Below are 17,576 nucleotides of genomic sequence, written 5' to 3'. Positions count from 1 at the left end.
AGCAGCTCACGGCCGAATACAGCGCCCGAAGCCGTGCCGAAATTTCCTATCGAACCGGGTGGGATGGGCGGCACGCTCTACTCATGATCGTCGTCACCGGTGCCACGGGCACCATCGGTAGTGAACTCATCCGTCAGCTCGCCGCGCGCGGTGTGCGGGTCCGGGCGGTGACGCGGAATCCGGAGCAAGCGCGGGTGCCCGCCGGGGTCGAGGTGGTGCGTGGCGATTACCACGACCTCGACTCGATGGCCGTCGCGATGACCGGCGCGGACGCGGCCTTCATCGTCGGTGTCCTCGGCCCCGACGACGCCGAGACCGATCGCGCGCTGGTCCGCACGGCGCGCGACGCGGGCGTCCGCCGGATCGTCAAACTTTCCGCCATCGGCACCGGCAATCCGGAACTCGGCCGCGTCGGCACCTGGCATATTCCCGGCGAAGAGGCGGCCAGGGAAAGCGGGCTCGAATGGACGATCCTGCGTCCGACCAGCTTTGCCTCCAACACATTGAGCTGGGCCGATGCCGTCCGGTCCGGCCAACCCGTGCCGAATCTGACCGGCACCGGCAGCCAGGGTGTCATCGATCCACGTGACGTCGCTGCGGTTGCCGCCGAGGCTCTGGTTATGCCGGGCCACTCCGGCCGTATCTACACTCTCACCGGCCCGGCGCTGCTCACCTGCGCGGATCAGGTCGCCACACTGGCAACGCTCCTCGGCCACCCCCTGGACGTGGTCGACGTGCCGGAACACGTTGCGCGCGACCACATGATCTCGGCAGGGATGTCTCCGGAGTTCGCCGACGGGGCACTAGCAGGCCAGGCCTACGTCCGAGCCGGAGGCAACGCCACGGTCACCGACGATGTCCGCCAAGTCCTGGCCCGCGCCCCCCGCAGCTACGCCGAATGGGCGGCCGAACACGCCTCCTCCTTCACCCCGAGCGTTGCCGACCAAAACGCCACCTGACCGGCCCCGGCGAATATCCGATTTTCCTTTGGACGTGATGACGGACTACAGTTTTGGGCGCACGACGTCGCGGCCCTCCCGGACCACAACGAAGCGCACGCGGATGTAGCGCAGCTGGTAGCGCATCACCTTGCCAAGGTGAGGGTCGCGGGTTCGAATCCCGTCATCCGCTCCATGAAAACGCCAGGTCAGTAGCGTGATCTACCCTGGTGTAGACGTGTATGTCACCACTTGCGGTCACGACAGCTTCTCAGGGCACCTACCGGCTCTGGAGGCTTCATGCTCACACCCCGCCCGCGACCCCGTAGTAACGGGTCGATCGCCTGGCAGGTTCCGTTCCACTTCTACGACCGATCTTGTCGACCGCATCGAGCTGACGCGCGCGGAACTGGCAGCCATGCTGGTAGACGCCGGTGAATTGATCGCCGAGGTCACCGATCCCGAGGTCATCGACCGCGAGATCGCCGAGGTGCGACGGGACGCGACCGTCCGCATCGCCGCCGCCGAACAGGCTCGCGCCGATGCGGAGAAATCGGCCACGGTCATGGCATGTCGGCTGGAACGCGCGGTCGAACTCGAGGAGCTGGCCCTGGTCGCCGCCGACGAAGCCGCTGAGGAAGCACAGCAGGCCAAAGACCTTGCAGCACAAGCTTCTACCGACGCACAAGAGCGCATTGGCGAGGTAGAAGTGGATCGCGACCGGGCGTACGAGGAGGCCGAAGCGGTCTTGAGGGAAATGCGCGGACACCTCGACGCCGCCCGCGCAGCACAGGCCCACGCCGAAGGCGAACGAGATGCCGCGGTCACCAACGCTGAGGCGTCAGCTGAGGAGAACGCGACTCTGCGACAGCGGCTCGACGATCAGGCCACCGAACACCACCATCAACTCGAACAACGCGATATGGAGTACTCCCGCGCGATTACCGCCGCCCACGCCATGGCCGACCGCGCCGCCCGCGAACACCGCGACCAAGTCACCGAAATCCTGCGGACATACCGCGGGCAGATCAGTCCGATGCACACCGAACACCAGCTCGAACAAAACCCGGCTGCCGCCGATCTGGTCGGCCTACAACATCAGCCGTCTGCCGAGGACTGAAGATGGACCGGGCACGGCGTTTCGCCTTCCACGCTGTGAACTACAGCGCCACGGCATGGTGGCATGCGCGCGGTTTCGTCCGGGGCATATCCATCCTTGCAAAGTTCTGACCGCCGATAAGGGAATGGAATCGGCGGTCTACCGCAATCTATTTGGGTAGGGGATCTTCAAATCCGCCCCAAATCGGCGAGTTCTGCGGGAACCCTGGCATCGTTCGAGCAGGTTTGCCAATCGAGCCCGAGGCCACCAACGGGTGTCATCGCCCCGGGCTCCCGACCCCCTGGCCCTCTATCGGACGTTCGAGGTCAGCTCTCGACTTCGAAACTGTGTGTGGCGTACCACACACCGCTGGATTCGACGCCTAAGGTCTGACTCGGTCCGCCCATCCCGGGGCAGCTGAGTGGAGGGATTCGAAGAATGAAGTTCGAGAAGATCACTGCTGCTGTTTTCATCGCCATCTCGGCCGTGGGTGTCACGGCGGCAACCGCGCATGCAGAGCTGGCCGGCACGGAGCAGCCGACTGCGGTGAGTGTGGGGGACACGACTTCCGGTGTGGATCACGGAATCAACTACCAGATCACGGTTTCGCCAGTCGACAGGGTGATTATCGCCACCGTCGAGAATGGCAAGTTCGCGATCGCGCAGAACGGTGCGGTGGTGCTCGAGTCCGGCGACGGAGCGGCGGTGACCGAAATACCGCAGTGGTTCGCCGTCGACGGGCGTTCGATCGCGATTGCGCAGCACGTCGGTGCGGACGGTCGCACTCTGGCGGTGACACCGACCCCGACGGCAGAAGATATTGCGCAACTGAAGGACATCAGCTCCTACGACCGGCTCGAGGAGCAGATCAACAAGAACCTGCCTGGCGTCGTCGGCGGTGCCATCGTGGGCGGCCTCCTCGGGGCGTGTCTGCCCCTGATATGGGGGATCAGCATCCCCGCGGGTGTGCTGATCGGTGGAACCGTCGGCGGATACGTCGTGGGCGGCCCGGAGTTCGGCGACGCTGTACAGGCGTTCGCCACCGGCCAGCCGTGATCACGGGCAAGGAGGTAGCGGCCAACTGGTCGGGGTTGAGGAGCATCTGCGAGAAATCGGGGTTGCGGATGCCCGAGATCCGGCGCTAATGTTCCGGCGAACTCCGAACTATCATGTTCCACAACGTCTTTCAATGCTGGCACCGGAGCTGGGGTATACACCACTACCCCCGTGTACAGGTGCTCAGCTCGTCAGCTGATGAATCTGTTGTCTGGATTGCTCAGGTCGGGTCGCCTGAGGTGATCTCGCCCTCGGGCGACCCGGCCTGAGGCAGACGGGGTCGAGACCGGCCTCGTCAGGAATCGAGTGCCTGGTAGAGCGTGGTCCAGAAGTCGTGGATGAGCCACGCCGGATCCGGGGTCGACAACCCGACCTGGGTCAACAGAATTCCGGTGAGCTGGTTGCTCGGGTCGGCGTAGGCGGATGTGCCGGTGCCGCCGTCCCAACCGAACTGGCCGATGGGAGCGTAGTCGCCGCGGTAGGTGCGCACCGCCATTCCGAAGCCCCAGCCACCGTGCTGTCCTTGACCGAAAGACACATGGACGTTGTTCTTGGCCAGCGCATTTCGGGCGGCATTCTGTTCGGGCGTGAGGCGGTTGGTGGTCATCAGCTCGACGGCGGGCCGGGACAGGATCCGTTCGGTCCCGTGCATCCCGTGGTTGAGCAGCATCTGAAAGTAGGCGTGATAGTCGTCGACGGTGGAGACCAGCCCGCCGCCGCCGTGCTGGAATACCGGAGGCTCGCTGAACCTTCCGCCCGCGGCCTCGTCCCACACGATGAACTCGCCGGTCTGCGGGTCGGGGGCGTAGCTGGGCGGGAGCCGGTCGATCTTGCCGGCGGGCACGTGGAAGCCGGTGTCGGTCATCCCCAGCGGCTCGAAGACGCGTTCGCGCAGAAACGTTTCGAACGACTGACCCGAGACCCGGGCGACGAGCACGGCGAGGACATCGTGGCTGAGTTCGTACTGCCACCGCTCGCCGGGGTGGTACGACAGCGGCAGCTCGCCCAAGCGGCTCATCCACTTGTCCGGCTCGGGCGCCGATGCGGCTTCCCCGCTGTAGTTGGCCCGGTCGAGAACCGCGTCCATGATCGGGGATCCCATGAGCGTGAGATCCACTCCGAGCCCGAATGTGGAGGTCAGCAGGTCCCGTACGGTGATCGGTCGCTGCGCGGGCACGGTGTCCTCCAGCGGCCCATCGGCCCGGCGCAGCACCTGACGGTCGGCCAGTTCGGGCAGCCACGGATCTACCGGGTCGTCCAGCCGCAGACGACATTCGTCGAGCAGGATCACCGCCGCCGCCATCGTGACCGGCTTGGACGTGGACGCCATCCGGAAGATCGTGTCCCGGCGCATCGGAGCGCCACCGTCGGCGCGCATCGTCCCGATCGCTTCGACATGCGTCTGGCCGCCCCGGCTGACCAGGGCGACGACCCCGGGAATCTTTCCGGACTCGACATGCCGGTCCAGCACGTCGCGTACTCTGCGCAGCCCTGCCTCGGAGAAGCCGCTGTTGTTGTGTTCCATCATCAATCTCCTGCTTATAGTGTTCGATCTGCGGGACCCGTCCCGGTGTGGCGCCCATGGCTTCGACGGCGCTCCCCGAAGGCCGCGCGTTATCGGCGCGGTCATTCGGCCTACGGGTCTGCCTGGCACCGGATGAAAAGCCGACATCCCACACGGCGACGTTCAGCGACGCCGCCGACTTTCAGAGGCCCCGGCCCATCCCGTCACACGGCGTACAGGGCTCCGGTGATCTTGCTGATCATCGCGACCACGGTGGGGCTGGGCTGGCTCTGGTGGGTCCGGCTCGCCGCGTCGATAGCGACGAGGACGGTGCTACGGAAGTTCTCGGCCTCGGCCGGATCCTGCTGCCCGAGAAGGCTCATGGCTGCGGTGAGTGCCGGCAGTACCTGGTCGGCGAGTTCGGCGACGTTCTTGCCCTTCAGCTTGATGTCCTTGGACTTCGCGGCGAGCACATGCCCGACCAGGCCGGTCGCGGCGTACAGGGCGTTGCTGCCGTTGGTGGCGGCCTTATGGGGCGTGCCGGTGGCATCAGCGGCGGCGATCAGCGAGACGGCGCCGTACGCGGCGGTCCGCAGGGTGGCCTTGTCCTGGTCGGTGAGGGTGATGGTGATGGACATGATGGTTGCTCCCTTGAATCTGTTCTGTCCGGGTCGGCGTATGTCGTGCTCGCCGAACTGATTACGGAAGCAACAATCGCCCGCTGTCCTGACACCGGACTGATCCCGTGCTGACACGACCGCTGACACAGAGCTGACAGATCCCACATGTAGGGCCAGGGGGTAGTGGTGCAGATGCCCGAGATCGTCAGCCGGATCTCGGGCCAGTGTTCAGGTGAACTCGAACTACCGTGTTCACAACGTCTTTCGACGCTATCGCCGGATCTGGGGCGGATACACCGCTACTCCCGAGTCGTGTTCGGAAATCGACCAGCACGACGTCCTCGCCCTCGCCAGCATCGACGGGCGGCCGTCGGGGGTCCGGGAGCAGATCCGCCCAATCCGGCGCTAAGCACAGGTCCGCGACCGCCTGGACGTTGTGTATCAGCCCGGCTGCACGCCGTCGCGTCAGAAGCCGCCCCCGCAGGAGGAGAAGCCGCCACCGCAGGAATTTCCGCCGCCGTAGCTGGAGTGGCCGCCGATGTATGGGCCGGAACGGGTCGGCGGGCGAGACGGGATGCGCCGGGAATCGTTCCAGTGGCCGGGAGCTACTACGGCCCACCAAGTTGTGAAATCCGCGCCGCTGACGTGCTCGATCTCGGCGCGATCGGCGGCGGCCCAGTGCACGGTGTAGCCGGTGAGGTGGTGCGTGGGGCGCTGGAGCTCGTCGATCAGTTCGCCGGTGGTCAGGGTCGAGTCGTCGGCGCGGAAGACGTGGACGGTTCGGTCGGATTCGGTGACGCGGTAGCTCCATCGGGTCTGGGCCGCCAGCTCGGTGAAGCGGTCATCGCGTTTTTCCCGCTCGCGCTGGGCTTTCCAGAGTCGTGCCTGTTCTTCCTGTGCGCGTGCGTCGGCCTCGTGCACGCGGGGCTCGATCTGCTCGCGGACGGGGCGATAGCGCTCGGCGATGTCGTGCAGCCGCTGTTCGAGTCTGTCGAATGCCTGCCGTGACGCGGTCCGGCTGCGGCGGCGGCGGGCCGCCGACCAGCCGGAACCACGCCGCAGTCCGGGTGAGAAGAAACCGCCCTCGATCCGCATGCCGAGATCGTGGACGAGCTGCTGTTCGGCGGTCCACAGTGCATCCAGCGCGGCGGTCTGGGCCCGGGCCCACGCGGCGGATTCCCCGTCGGTGGCCTCGACTCGGATACTCCGCGTCGCCGTCCTCCGGTCGAGACAGGTCCACCCGCGCTCGTCCCGGCCTTCGGGCGTGTCGACGGCATAGATCTCGACGAATGCCCGGCCCGGGTCGAAACCCGCCATCTGCCGGTCGTTCAGGGCATAGCGGAAATTGAACGAATAGCGGTACAGCGTCACCGATACCATCGTGTTCCTCCCCCACAGGTACCTCCACGATAGCGCCGGTGCGGTCAGGACGGGCCGGGCTTCGCAGTGGAATTGCCATAGGCCTGGCGGGCGCGCCCAGCTTCCGGTCGTCCCAGCTGCATTCGCGACCGCGACTCGACTCACACCAGCAGGTCGAATCATCGAAGAGGCGGGCCCACGCCACACCTGGAAAGTGAAGCGCTAAAACACGATCCTAGCCGAGAGTCCTGCACCGGGTGGAAGCCGATTGTTGCCGGGAGGGTGGATCGGCCCGTTCGAGCTGCGCACAAGGTCTGTCGCGTGCACAGTGTCACGCTTGGATGCGAAGGCCGTCGAAGAGGAAGTCCAGCAGCGTATGGGCTTGCTGCGTTCGGTCCGGATCTCCTTCAGTGGCAAGGGCTATCGCGTTGACGAGCTTCAGTAACTGTGGTGCGGTCAGCCCGGAACGGATCTCGCCCGCATCCTGAGCGCGCTGCAAAAGGCCGGTTGCCGTGGCGAATATTTCTTTCCGGCACCAAGATTCGGTCGATGTGCCTATGACTGCGAGCAGCGAGGCCGCGAGGCCGCGGGTGGCGCTGCCCTGTGCGACAACGGTGTCGAGCCACAACCTGAGCGCCTCGGCGGGGGCGTGTGCTGTGGCCAAGTCGCCGGCTCGGTGGACCAGTGCCTCTATGTGGTCGTGGTGAACCGCTTCCAGTAGTGCCTGTCTGGTCGGGAAATGGCGGTAGAGCGTGGCATTGCCGACCCCGGCGGCGCGTGCGATGTCGTCCAGCGGCACCTGCGGGCCGTGTTCGGCGAAGGCATTGGTGGCGGCGGTGATGAGCCGCTCGTAATTGCGCAGCGCGTCGGCGCGAGCCGGTCTACTCGGGGCTGGTGTCATTACACTCCGATTGCAAAACGGGGATAGTCCCCGTATTGTAGCCGACGGTTAAACGGGGACAATCCCCACTTATTGCCGATACAGGCGAACAGCGCTACTCGAGGAGGCTGCGATGTCGGACATCGTGTTGGTTACCGGAGCGACGGGCACCCAGGGTGGTGCAACGGCTCGTGCACTGCTGGCGGCGGGTTGGCGGGTGCGTGCGCTGGTGCGTGACCCGGACACGGCGGGTGCTCGGGTGTTGGCAGAGGCGGGTGCGGAACTGGCGCGTGGCGATATGGGCGACCGAACCACGCTGGATACGGCGGCGGCGGGTGTTCACGGGGTGTTCAGCGTGCAACCGACCGCGGGATACCCTGGCACACCTCCCGGCTTCACCGTCGACGATGAACTGAGGCTCGGCCGCAATGTCGCGGATGCGGCCGCGGCAGCGGGTGTTGCTCACTTCGTTTACGCCTCGGTCGGCGCTGCAGACGCCGATCACGGCATTCGCCGCTGGCAGAGCAAGGCGGAGTTGGAGAGCTACTCGACTCGGCTCGGCCTGCCGACCACCGCATTACGCCCGGTGCGCTTCATGGAGAACCAGCTCGACCCCCGCTTCGGCTTGCGCGAGGGAGTACTCACCGATGTCATTCATCCGGACGTTCCCGTGCAGCTGATCGCGGGTACCGACATCGGTGTCTTCGCTGTACGGGCTTTCACTCACCCGGACGAATACATCGGAGCCGCGGTGGAACTGGCGGGCGACGAGCTGACCATGACCGAGATCGCCGAGGCCATGAGCCGGTCCCTCGGACAATCGATCGAATACCGAGCGATCCCACGAGAAGCGTTGTTGGACAAGGACCCCGACGCCCTCGCCGGCTACCGGTTCGCCAACCAGGGTGGAGGCTGGAATGCCGATATCGTGGCGCTGCGGCGATGCCATCCGGAACTGCTGGATTTCACCACCTGGCTAGAGCGTGAAGGTGCATGGCGGTACTCCGCTCACACCGCCCGACCCTGATGAACATTGCCGAAGACATGCGCGGGCAACTCGATCGGCGGAACAGCCGTAGTGCCGGGTCCGCACATGCCGCCCGAGATATGCACGCTCATCGGCATTTCCCGGACGTTCAGTTTGCCGTCGCCATGATCGGTCGGCATAACGAATCTGGACCATGTTCTCCCAGCGGATCGCCTGATGTCGGTGGTCGGGTGAGCAAGGGGTGGGCGACGACTTGATGATGTGTCGTCAGTCGGTGATGTGGTCGACGTCGATCATGAGGTGTAGGGGTCCGCGGAAGATATGGCTTCGGCGATATGGCGGTGGGTCGTCAACCAGGCGGGGGCTCTGCACGCGGCGCAGGAAGGTTTCCAGTGTGAGGTTGACTTCGAGCCGCGCTAGCGGGCCGCCGATGCAGGTGTGGATTCCGCTGCCCCAGCCGAGGTGCTCGTTGTCGGGGCGTTCGGGGTCGTACTGGTCGGGGTTGGCGAAGCGGGTGGGGTCGCGGTTGGCGGCGCTGTACATCAGGTGCACCGCCGCGCCCTTCGGGATGACGGTGTCGGCGATCTCGATGTCGTCGGTGGCGCTGCGGCTGGGGAAGAACTGCACGGCCGACTGCAGTCGCTGGACTTCTTCGATGGCGCGTGGAATTAGTTCCGGGCGCTGCCGCAGCAGTTCGAACGAGCCGGGGTTGCGTAGCAGGGTCATCACACAGTTGGCGATGGTGTTGACCGTGGAGTCGTGGCCGGCGACGAGCAACAACTGCGCGTTGGATACCGCCTCTTGCGGTGACATCGGACCGTCCGGCCCGTCGGTGTCGTTGACCAGGTCCGACAGCAGTCCATCTCCGGGCTGGTGACGGTATTGCTCGATCAGCTCGGCGAGGTAGTGCCGCAGTGCCGCACCGGCGGCTCGGCCTTGGGCTGCGCGGGCACGTCCTTCGTCGGTGGTGGCGTCCGGGCCTAGATCCAGGCCGGTCAATAGGTCACGGATCCAGATGTGAAAGGTTGGTTCGTCGGCGCGGGGGACCCCGAGGATTTTGCAGATCATTGTCATTGGTACGGGATAGGCGTAGTCGTCGACCACGTCGAACCTGGTTGATTCTCGGGCTTTGATGTCGTCGAGCAGCTTGTTGCACAGTCCGACGATGCTGGGCTCCATGCTCGGGATCAGGTCGGGCGAGTGTGGCGGCCCGAAGTGGCGCATCACCTGCCGGCGGGCTCGGTCGTGATTCGGCGGATCGGACACGATGATGCTCGGTTTGCGGCCGCCGTGCGCCTGCAAGTCTTCGACGCCCGCGGGTGGTTCGGCGTCGCCGGCTAGGTGGGCTGCCAGCGGGCTGCGGCGGATGTCGGAACTGATCCGGGGGTCGTGCGCGAGCGCGAGCAGTTCGCGGTAGCCGGTGACGACATAGAGGTTGTCGGCCACCTGCACGACGGGAGTTTTGCGAAGCTCGGCGAAGAACGGGTATGGATCGGCGCGGTTGTCGTAGCTCATCGCCTCCGCCCAGGCAGTCTCTGCGGTCATAATCCCTCCTTGATTCGCAGTGGCGTGCGATGTCAGCTCCGCCGACGAAACTCGGCTCCCCGCGTGGTCGGGTCATGGCCGGTGAGCACGACGGTGGGAATCTCGGTGGGCACGCGCGGATCCGGGAAGCGCGCCGGGATCGGGGTCATGTCCCCGGGGCGGTCGTAGCCCGGTGGTGGCGGCGGGAACGGCGCCGACCGCTCGATGAGAGCGCCGTAATAGTCCAGCCACTTGCCGTGGTCGAACGTGACGGCGCCGACGATGCGCCCCCGACGGCCGTACACGGCGGCGAAGCGGCGCTCGTCAGGCGAACCTTGGGTGAACACGATCTCGTCGCCGAACGAGCACACCCCCACACCCTTGATGTTGACGCCGAACTGGGCCGACCAGAACATCGGCAGCGGAAGGTGCGGGCACCGCTCGGTCTCCAGGTTGATCATGTTGTTGGCAGCTACCTGAGCTCCGGACACCGCGTTGTCCCAGTGCTCCATGGAGATGAACTGGTATTCGTAGAGCACGTGCGGGGCGCGCGCGATGTCGCCGGCGACGAAGATGTTGTCGGTCACTACGCCGTTGATGTCGAACGCGCGGCAGCCGGCGTCGCAACCCACCCCCCAGAAGCCGCTGGCCAGCCCGGCGCCCTCGAGCCACTCGACGTTGCGGATCGAGCCCAGTGACGCGACCACGACGTCGACATCGAGGGTGGCTCCGTCGGAAAGCCGAGCCCGCCGCACGTGGCCGCCGTCATCTGCCTCCAGCGCCTCGACCGCGACCCCGGTGCGCAGGTCGACCCCCGCATCGCGGTGCATCCTGGCGGCGATATCACCGACCACCCCGCCCAGTGCGCCGACCAGCGGCCCGTCGGCGCGTTCGGTGACGGTCACCGGCAGGCCCAGCTTGCGACACACCGAGGCCATCTCCGATCCGATGAATCCCGACCCGATGATGAGGACCCGTCGAGGGTCGGCGTGTAGTGCGGCTTGCAGGCGTGCCGCGTCATCGCAGGTTCGCACTGTGAAAACGCCGTCGAGCGCGGCCTCTCGAGGATTGATCCACTGCCGCGCCCGCACCCCGGTGGCGATCAGCAGCCGGTCGTAGTCGACCTTGTCCCCGTTGGCCAGCAGCACTTGGCGGTTGACCCGATCCAGGCCGGTGGCGGCCACCCCCAGCCGCCAGTCGGCGTCGACGGCCCGCCGCCGCGGGAGCCTGGTGTGATCGGGGTGTACCCATCCCTCGAGCACCTGCTTCGACAGCGGCGGACGATCGTAGGGCTCGTGCGGCTCGTCGCCGATCACCGTGAGCTTGCCGCGGAAACCGCGCTCTCGCAACGCTTCCGCGGCGCGCAACCCGGCCAGCGAGGCGCCCACGATCACGATGCGGCCTTCCGCGCGAAACGCTGCGACCAGCTCGGCGACCAGCGATGCCGCGCTCACATCGGGTCATCCTCAGCGGGAGTGTAGGTTTCCACGATGATCGCCTGAACCGGACATGCCGCCGCCGCCCTCAGTACCCGCTGGCGTTGGGATTCGACCGGGTTGGGATCGTAGGCGAGCGCCTCGTCACCGAGCAGCTTCAGCACATCCGGCGCCAGCGGGACACACTGGGCGTATCCCAGACACTTGTTCAGATCCACTACGATGCGCATACTCAGCTCCCTTGTGAGCCACTTCCTCGCATCCACCTCGGTCGCCGACTGGCGGGGCCACCGACCCCGGATCAACCACCGCTATCGTACGCCGGGCGCCGGAGAAATATGAGTCTCACCTGTCACCCGCACAGGAGTCGCGTCAGCGGCGTTTCCGCACGGAGGCACCACTAGCTTCGCTGCAATCCCGCATCGTCCGGAAACCTGTCCGCTCCTGTTCGGGCCGGCATTTCGGTGTTCAGGTTGGCTTTCGTCGGTGGGTTCGGTGGACATGGTTTCGGTGTGCTGGTGGTGACCGGTGGGAACCCGATCGTTCCCGTTGCCTGCGTCCCCGGATCACTCGGTCTGACCGGCGGAGGTCCCCCGATCCGCAAAGTAGATTTCCGAACACTCGCGCCGCCGAACTGTTCGGCAACCTTTCGGGAGCAGGTCAGCTAGTCGCGGTCCGCAATTGGAACGGACAATATTTGTTCTGTTTAGGGATTGGTTGCGGTGTGCGGGGCTAGGTTGCGGAGTTGGGATATACGTTGTGAGTTCTGGGGGCATGGGCCCGCTGTGGCGGGCAGACTGCGTGCCCGTGCGGAGTCTGAGTCTGGTGCGTGGGGCGAGCCGTGGGCTGCGGCATCCTGTGAGGTGGCAGCGGAATGGGGTGACGCGGTGCTGGGCGCCGCCATGTGTCACGCGCGCCTTGGTGGCTTCCGGCGGGTCCTGCACTGTTGCGAGCTGGCACAGGACGGGCTTCGCCGGGGCCGACGACCTCGCCGGAATCTGCCGTACCCGGCTGTCGGACATGGGGTCGCCGACTGGTGAGATCTCCGAAAAACCAATGGATATGGCTTAACCCATGGTGAGGTCCGATGAGTTTCGAGCGTGTAGGAGGTCTGCCCGGTTATGAGGAAACTGATCTACGGGTTCGGTGTGTCTCTGGACGGCTACGTCAACGATCGCGACGGCAGCATCGACTGGACTGCCCCGGACGAGGAGCTGCACCAGTTCCACAACGACCGCTACCGCGGCATCGAGGTCTCGCTGCACGGTCGTCGCCTGTATGAGCTGATGGCCGAGTACTGGCCGCACGTGCCCGAGGACGCGCCGCGAATCGAGCGTGAGTTCGGCGGGCTCTGGACGCAGAAGCCCAAGGTCGTCTTCTCCCGGACGCTCACCGAGGTCCATTGGAACAGCACCCTGGTCAGTGAGAACGCGGTCGAGGAGGTCCGCAGGCTCAAGGCCGGAGGCGATGGCGTCATGGAGGTCGGTGGCGCGAGCCTCGCGGCCTCGCTGATGCCACACGGGCTCATCGACGAGTACCAGCTGTTCGTCTCGCCCGTGGTGCTCGGCGGCGGCACACCGCTGTTCCCTTCACTGGACAAGCGCATCCAGCTCCGATTGGCCGAGACGAGGCACTTCAACACTGTGGTGATGCTGCGCTACCTCGCCGACTGAGGCCGGTTCATCCGCAGCGGCCTCCGTTCAAGCGCGACTGTCACCGCAGCGGTGCGATCGGCGACGTCGAGGGTTGGTGAACGCGTGCAGCAGGTGCGTGGGTCGCCTCGGACCTTTGTTGTTCGGCGAGATCGTTTGGCGGGCGTCGGCGACCGTGCCTTCGGTGGCGGCGACTGCCGCGAGGCTCCAGCCCTCGCAACGTTCGAGGTCGGCCGCGTCGATCTCGGGGGTTCCGGTGTGGGGAATCGTCGTTTATGGGTTCTTCCGATCTGCTGCTCGAAGACGGTTTCGATGACAGCGGCCTGTTCGGCAGTACCGGCGGAAGTAGCGGGCGCTGGTTTCGATGGAGGCGCAGGCCGGGTGCTGTAGGTGTGGCGCAGGGTGTGCGGTCGCAGGCCGGCATCGACGCCGACGGCGAGCACGACCTGGGTGATGCCAGGGATGGTCAACTGGCAGAAACGCACTGCGGCCGTGCTCCCGCTGCTCGTGTTCGTCGCCGCGCTGGTGGGCTACCTGATCCTCAACCCTGGCCGAGCACGCCGATCATGTGTCGAACAGCTGGATGTGGACGAAGCGGCTCGATGCGTCCCGCTCGTCCACGATGACGATCCGGTTGACCGACTTTCCATCAGGGCGTCGGTAGAGGTCCTGGGCCTTCAGGATCGACGGTGAAGTCTCCAGGGAAGGCCCCGCGATGGCGGTCTGAGCCACGCCGAAGACTTTGGTCAGTGGCGCGGAGAATTTCGATGTGGTCAGCAGCAGGGTAAGGCCCTGGGGATCGGTCGATAGCGCGAGCTGGTAGAGCGTGTCGATACCGCGCTCGGATCGGGCGCTGAGCAGAGGGACATTCTCCGGGATGACGATTCCGCCGAATTCGGAAGCCTCCCTGGCGATGTCGGTGTCGTTCGCGGCCTGGGGAGTCGGCTCCGGCCGTCGGTCGCCGTTATGCGTTTCGCTGCTGCAGCCAGTCATGCCGACCGTCACGGCCATGAGGCCGGCGACGACACAGGCCAGCGTCACCTGCCGGATTCCAGGCGTTGGGTACCTCATCGGATGGGATCACTCCTCTCGCCGTCGCGGCCGCCGGGCGGCTGGCAGGTTCACCGGTTCGGTCGACGGTACCGGCCCTTGTATCGCCGGACCCCGCTGGATCCTTCGCAGATCGGGTGCGGAGGTCGTGGCCGGTGGTATTTCCGACCGGGGCCGATGATCGGGGAGCTTTATGGAGATTACAAGTGCCGGTTAAGACCGTCGGCGAACAATCGGATGCGGTAGTAGCGAAGCGACAGTGAAGGTTTGGCGTCGGACGTGGACGTCCGACTCTCATCGTTTGGTCGACCGCTCGGCGCCCGAAGTGCTGCTGGGCGAGCCAGGCTACCGGGACAGGGAGGAACATGATGATCTGGCGCGTGACGCGGCGATCAGAAGGCGGTGGGGATGCCCGCTCTATCGGGTGAATCCGCCGAATCCGACGGCTCGTCCGATCCCGACCTGGTGATGCCGCAATCGCTAGTGCGGCGTACCGATTCGGGCAACCGGCTGCTAAGGGTGATCACGGCGGGGTTCGTGATCACCGGAGTTGTCGTATTCGTCTTCACGGGGGTAACGGCCTGGGTGAGGACTGCCGATCAGCCCGCGCTGTACACCGTCGATGGTCTCGGAAACCCTTGCGCCATGATCGATCTGTCCCTTTTCGAGCGGGTCGCGGGCCCGGCGAAACAGACGCCAGTGTCCGGAAAGATCGATATCGCACCCCCGGTGGCGCTCTACTGTGACAATGTCGAGTTGGACCACGCCATGGTGAATCTGAAGGTGGAGGTATCCGACCGGCGCACCGAGACGACCGATCTGCGCCCGGAGTACGACAGGGCACGCACTCTGGTGTTGGGGCGCTCCGGGACCGATATCGTCACACGAACGGTACCCGGTATCGGTGAGGACGCGTATCTGTCGGCTTCGGTTGAAGACTCGGGCATCGCGATGCACGGATGCGATGCAGGGCTGATCCAGCGCAACGTTTCCGTTGAGATCCGATTCGACTTGTTCAGATCGCCGGAGATCAGTGCCTACGATCTGGCCGACCTCTGCGAGCAGCAGCTTCGAACCGCCGCAGGGCGGTTGCGATGACTACCGATGGTTCACGCGACGTGCCGGTTCCCACACGAAGCGCGCAGCCCTGGTACAAAGTCGGCGCAGCCGCCACGGTTTTCGTCGTGTCTGTGGTGACCGCCGTATTTGTCATTACCGGCTACCATCCCGGCGGTCCCTTTCGACCCAACCCTGTCGTACCGGTACAGCCGACGGCAGCTGTGAAATATCGGCCGGGCAAGGTTTTACACGCCTGTGCGGCGTTGGACCTGTCCGCGATCGACCAGCAGGGCATGCGGCAGACGGAGCCCCCGACGGGTGCAGAGCTCATCGCTGGTGATGTGGCGGACAGCCGACTGGAATGTCGAGCCGATTTCGCCGGGGTCGATGCCTCAGCTACGTTGCAGATGTGGGTCGATTACACGCTCGACCCCGCCGGTGGGAACGCCGAGTTCGACAAAATCAAACGCGCCGCGGTCGGTGCCGCAGTGAGGACCGAAAACCTCGACGATATGGGTTCGGAAGTGCAAGCCCTTGCCGTGCTGCGGGATCGAGATTCGAATCCGGAGTCTCACAAATTCAGCATCGAGATCGACGTCGCTGACGGAAACCTGTTCGCGACTACGACCTTCACTGTGCGCGATCGCGCCGGTCACCTCACCAGCGACGAGGTAAAGCAACAACGCGAGCACCAGATGAACACTCTGCTGGCCCACCTGCGTTAGCTCGCCGCGCACGCATTGGCGGGTGCGGTAGCGGCGGGCAAGACACTGACCCGGTTCGTCATGCTGGACGACGAACAACGTTGGACAGCGTTGCGCCACATGAATTCCACTGGCACTGCGGATGGGTTGCCTGGCTGTCGAGTACGCGCGCTGTGCAAGTCCGTCGCCAGTCCACCGCCGAAGGATGGAATGAGCTCGAGCGAATGCCGGCCGCGGATTAGCAGCAGGCGCCCCGAACCCTCTCCGCTGAACGCCGGGCATATTCGCCGACTGGACAGCGTGATGGTTACCAGGCACCGGCCGACGGTGTGATGGGCAGCGTGGCGGTCGCTGACCTGAACGCGTACTCCCTGCGGATGTGGGCGCCGTCGGTTGGTTCGGTATCCCAAGAGAACTGGACGTCCGGTACTCACTATCAATCGTTAAGGTTCCTGCAAGGCCCACTGGCGATGATGGTGCCCAAACCGGCGATCTATCAATGGATTTCATATGCGTTCTGACTCTGATGCTGACCAGCAGATACTCGACTCAGCCTCCTTCGTTGCTGTGACTGATGGATTCGGTGGTGGCCCGGGTTCCGGCCACCCTGGCCGAAGTTGCTGTGTCATCGGGTGAGGGTGACCACGATTCCTTCACCGACGCACGTGCAGTCGGTCGCCGAGATCGTCGACGAGGACTGGCGTCTGAACTCAATTACCGAGATCGGAGAAACCCCAATGCGTAACACCCGATTCCGCGTCACCGTGATCACCGTAGCAATCGCGGTAGCCGCTGGATTCGGCCTCACTGCGTGTGGCAAGACGGAACGCTGGTGCGAACGAGACCAAGGCGATGTTTTGGTCGAAAACTGGCACTGCGAGCAGAACCTGGCGGGCTATGAGTGGGAGCCAGACCACGACAAGCCGAAGACAAAGAAGAAGCCGATCAAGTCGAAGAAACAGAACAGATGACTGACCGTGGCTCTGATCGCTGAAGGGCGTGAGGTGGTGTCCGGTCCAGAGCCCGACAGCACCGAACGCGTTCGCGAGTGCTCATCCGAGTGGAACCCTCGAGGGTGTCCCAGGCGGGGCCAGCCACGATCGAGTCGAGATTGTTGAGTGGCGGTCGGTCTCGAGTCTCTTCCCGACGACGAATCGGCCGATTCTGACTGCCACCAGCGGAGATTGACGATGATGTAGTTCCAGCCCGGGGGCAAGCGTTTCTGGATCGGATGGCGGCCACCGAGCCATAGGTATGCTGCGATGGGCCTGGTTTGGTGAGTGGCCGATAGATCGTGAGCGGGGTGGCTAGGCGATTGGCTGAATTCGACAGTGGTGCCGCGTTGCGAGCGGAGATCGCTGCTTTCTATGCCGGTTTCGGGCAGCCGGAGGTGCTGGCGGCGGCGTTCGGGCAGGCTGGTTTATTGGTGCCGTTGGTTGATGATGATCGCCTGTACACGGCCCGGCTCGGGGGTGTCGATTGGATCTGCGCGTTCACCAGCGTCGAGGAGTACGCCCGCTATATGGCTGCGCGGGGCGTCGCTGGTGATCAGGAGTATCGGTATCAGTCGCTGTTGGGGTGGCGGCTGGTCGAGTACGCCTCGGGGCGTTCGGAGCCCACCGGTGTGGCTGTCGATATCACCGGTTCGGCGCCGATGGCGTTTCCGCCGCAGGTGTCCGAGGATTCTGTCGGGGACGGGAGGTAGCG

At 65.1% G+C, this 17,576-nt stretch carries 18 protein-coding genes and 1 tRNA gene; 9 read left to right on the top strand and 10 right to left on the bottom strand.

What is annotated here, in order from left to right:
- Window positions 1-83 precede the first annotated feature (83 nt).
- The 4 genes from ACIBI6_RS28740 to ACIBI6_RS28725 all read left to right on the top strand — a co-directional run bounded on the left by ACIBI6_RS28740 (window position 84) and on the right by ACIBI6_RS28725 (window position 3,093).
- Window positions 84-959, top strand: a complete 876-nt coding sequence (locus tag ACIBI6_RS28740; protein WP_396958432.1) for an NAD(P)H-binding protein — start codon at window positions 84-86, stop codon at window positions 957-959.
- 99 nt (window positions 960-1,058) lie between these two features.
- Window positions 1,059-1,134, top strand: a tRNA-Gly gene (locus tag ACIBI6_RS28735).
- A 222-nt stretch (window positions 1,135-1,356) separates the two neighbouring features.
- Window positions 1,357-2,058 (top strand): hypothetical protein, encoded by a 702-nt coding sequence (locus ACIBI6_RS28730; RefSeq protein WP_396958431.1) that lies wholly within the window; start codon window positions 1,357-1,359, stop codon window positions 2,056-2,058.
- Window positions 2,059-2,475: 417 nt separating this feature from the next.
- Window positions 2,476-3,093 carry a hypothetical protein gene (locus ACIBI6_RS28725; RefSeq protein ID WP_396958430.1) on the top strand — a complete coding sequence of 206 codons (618 nt, stop codon included), beginning with the start codon at window positions 2,476-2,478 and terminating at the stop codon, window positions 3,091-3,093.
- Window positions 3,094-3,388: 295 nt separating this feature from the next.
- Here ACIBI6_RS28725 and ACIBI6_RS28720 read toward each other — a convergent pair whose 3' ends face one another.
- The 4 genes from ACIBI6_RS28720 to ACIBI6_RS28705 form a co-directional block, all read right to left on the bottom strand.
- A complete protein-coding gene (locus ACIBI6_RS28720; RefSeq protein ID WP_396958429.1) occupies window positions 3,389-4,618 on the bottom strand; it encodes a serine hydrolase domain-containing protein in 1,230 nt (409 codons plus the stop codon).
- A gap of 203 nt (window positions 4,619-4,821) precedes the next feature.
- Window positions 4,822-5,235: a hypothetical protein gene (locus ACIBI6_RS28715; RefSeq protein ID WP_396958428.1), complete on the bottom strand. Its 414-nt coding sequence runs from the start codon at window positions 5,233-5,235 to the stop codon at window positions 4,822-4,824.
- 447 nt (window positions 5,236-5,682) lie between these two features.
- On the bottom strand, window positions 5,683-6,588 hold the full coding sequence (locus ACIBI6_RS28710; protein WP_396958427.1) for a hypothetical protein: 906 nt from the start codon (window positions 6,586-6,588) through the stop codon (window positions 5,683-5,685).
- Window positions 6,589-6,907: 319 nt separating this feature from the next.
- Window positions 6,908-7,477 (bottom strand): helix-turn-helix domain-containing protein, encoded by a 570-nt coding sequence (locus ACIBI6_RS28705; RefSeq protein ID WP_327097738.1) that lies wholly within the window; start codon window positions 7,475-7,477, stop codon window positions 6,908-6,910.
- Between the two features lie 112 nt (window positions 7,478-7,589).
- On the opposite strand from ACIBI6_RS28705, the gene ACIBI6_RS28700 reads away from it, so the two are divergent.
- The gene (locus tag ACIBI6_RS28700; protein WP_396958426.1) at window positions 7,590-8,483 is read left to right on the top strand and encodes an NmrA/HSCARG family protein; all 894 of its coding nucleotides are present in this window, start codon (window positions 7,590-7,592) and stop codon (window positions 8,481-8,483) included.
- Here the strand turns inward: ACIBI6_RS28700 and ACIBI6_RS28695 are convergent.
- The 4 genes from ACIBI6_RS28695 to ACIBI6_RS28680 form a co-directional block, all read right to left on the bottom strand.
- Window positions 8,465-8,623: a hypothetical protein gene (locus tag ACIBI6_RS28695; RefSeq protein ID WP_396958425.1), complete on the bottom strand. Its 159-nt coding sequence runs from the start codon at window positions 8,621-8,623 to the stop codon at window positions 8,465-8,467. The genes ACIBI6_RS28700 and ACIBI6_RS28695 overlap by 19 nt on opposite strands.
- Window positions 8,624-8,711: 88 nt before the next feature.
- Window positions 8,712-9,989: a cytochrome P450 gene (locus ACIBI6_RS28690; protein ID WP_396958424.1), complete on the bottom strand. Its 1,278-nt coding sequence runs from the start codon at window positions 9,987-9,989 to the stop codon at window positions 8,712-8,714.
- Between the two features lie 32 nt (window positions 9,990-10,021).
- Entirely contained in the window at window positions 10,022-11,422 is a 1,401-nt protein-coding gene (locus ACIBI6_RS28685; RefSeq protein WP_396958423.1) for an NAD(P)/FAD-dependent oxidoreductase, read from the bottom strand.
- The gene (locus tag ACIBI6_RS28680; RefSeq protein ID WP_396958422.1) at window positions 11,419-11,634 is read right to left on the bottom strand and encodes a ferredoxin; all 216 of its coding nucleotides are present in this window, start codon (window positions 11,632-11,634) and stop codon (window positions 11,419-11,421) included. Before ACIBI6_RS28680 ends, ACIBI6_RS28685 begins: the two co-directional genes overlap by 4 nt.
- Before the next feature lie 891 nt (window positions 11,635-12,525).
- On the opposite strand from ACIBI6_RS28680, the gene ACIBI6_RS28675 reads away from it, so the two are divergent.
- Complete coding sequence (locus ACIBI6_RS28675; RefSeq protein ID WP_364351094.1) at window positions 12,526-13,077, top strand: dihydrofolate reductase family protein; 552 nt, start codon at window positions 12,526-12,528, stop codon at window positions 13,075-13,077.
- 543 nt (window positions 13,078-13,620) lie between these two features.
- Here the strand turns inward: ACIBI6_RS28675 and ACIBI6_RS28670 are convergent.
- Window positions 13,621-14,127, bottom strand: a complete 507-nt coding sequence (locus ACIBI6_RS28670; RefSeq protein ID WP_396958421.1) for a hypothetical protein — start codon at window positions 14,125-14,127, stop codon at window positions 13,621-13,623.
- A 387-nt stretch (window positions 14,128-14,514) separates the two neighbouring features.
- Here ACIBI6_RS28670 and ACIBI6_RS28665 point away from each other — a divergent pair, with 387 nt between their 5' ends.
- The gene (locus ACIBI6_RS28665; protein WP_396958420.1) at window positions 14,515-15,204 is read left to right on the top strand and encodes a hypothetical protein; all 690 of its coding nucleotides are present in this window, start codon (window positions 14,515-14,517) and stop codon (window positions 15,202-15,204) included.
- Between the two features lie 353 nt (window positions 15,205-15,557).
- Here the strand turns inward: ACIBI6_RS28665 and ACIBI6_RS28660 are convergent, their stop codons facing one another.
- Entirely contained in the window at window positions 15,558-15,968 is a 411-nt protein-coding gene (locus tag ACIBI6_RS28660; protein WP_364351103.1) for a hypothetical protein, read from the bottom strand.
- Window positions 15,969-16,507: 539 nt separating this feature from the next.
- Here ACIBI6_RS28660 and ACIBI6_RS28655 point away from each other — a divergent pair.
- Both ACIBI6_RS28655 and ACIBI6_RS28650 read left to right on the top strand, forming a co-directional pair.
- On the top strand, window positions 16,508-16,840 hold the full coding sequence (locus tag ACIBI6_RS28655) for a hypothetical protein (protein WP_396958419.1): 333 nt from the start codon (window positions 16,508-16,510) through the stop codon (window positions 16,838-16,840).
- Window positions 16,841-17,172: 332 nt separating this feature from the next.
- Window positions 17,173-17,574, top strand: a complete 402-nt coding sequence (locus ACIBI6_RS28650) for a hypothetical protein (RefSeq protein ID WP_327094682.1) — start codon at window positions 17,173-17,175, stop codon at window positions 17,572-17,574.
- Window positions 17,575-17,576 lie beyond the last annotated feature (2 nt).

The sequence above is a fragment of the Nocardia sp. NPDC050412 genome, from assembly GCF_044458825.1.
GTDB lineage: Bacteria > Actinomycetota > Actinomycetes > Mycobacteriales > Mycobacteriaceae > Nocardia.
Note: the sequence above shows the minus strand (reverse complement) of the source record. Positions and strands in the feature narration are given on the sequence as shown.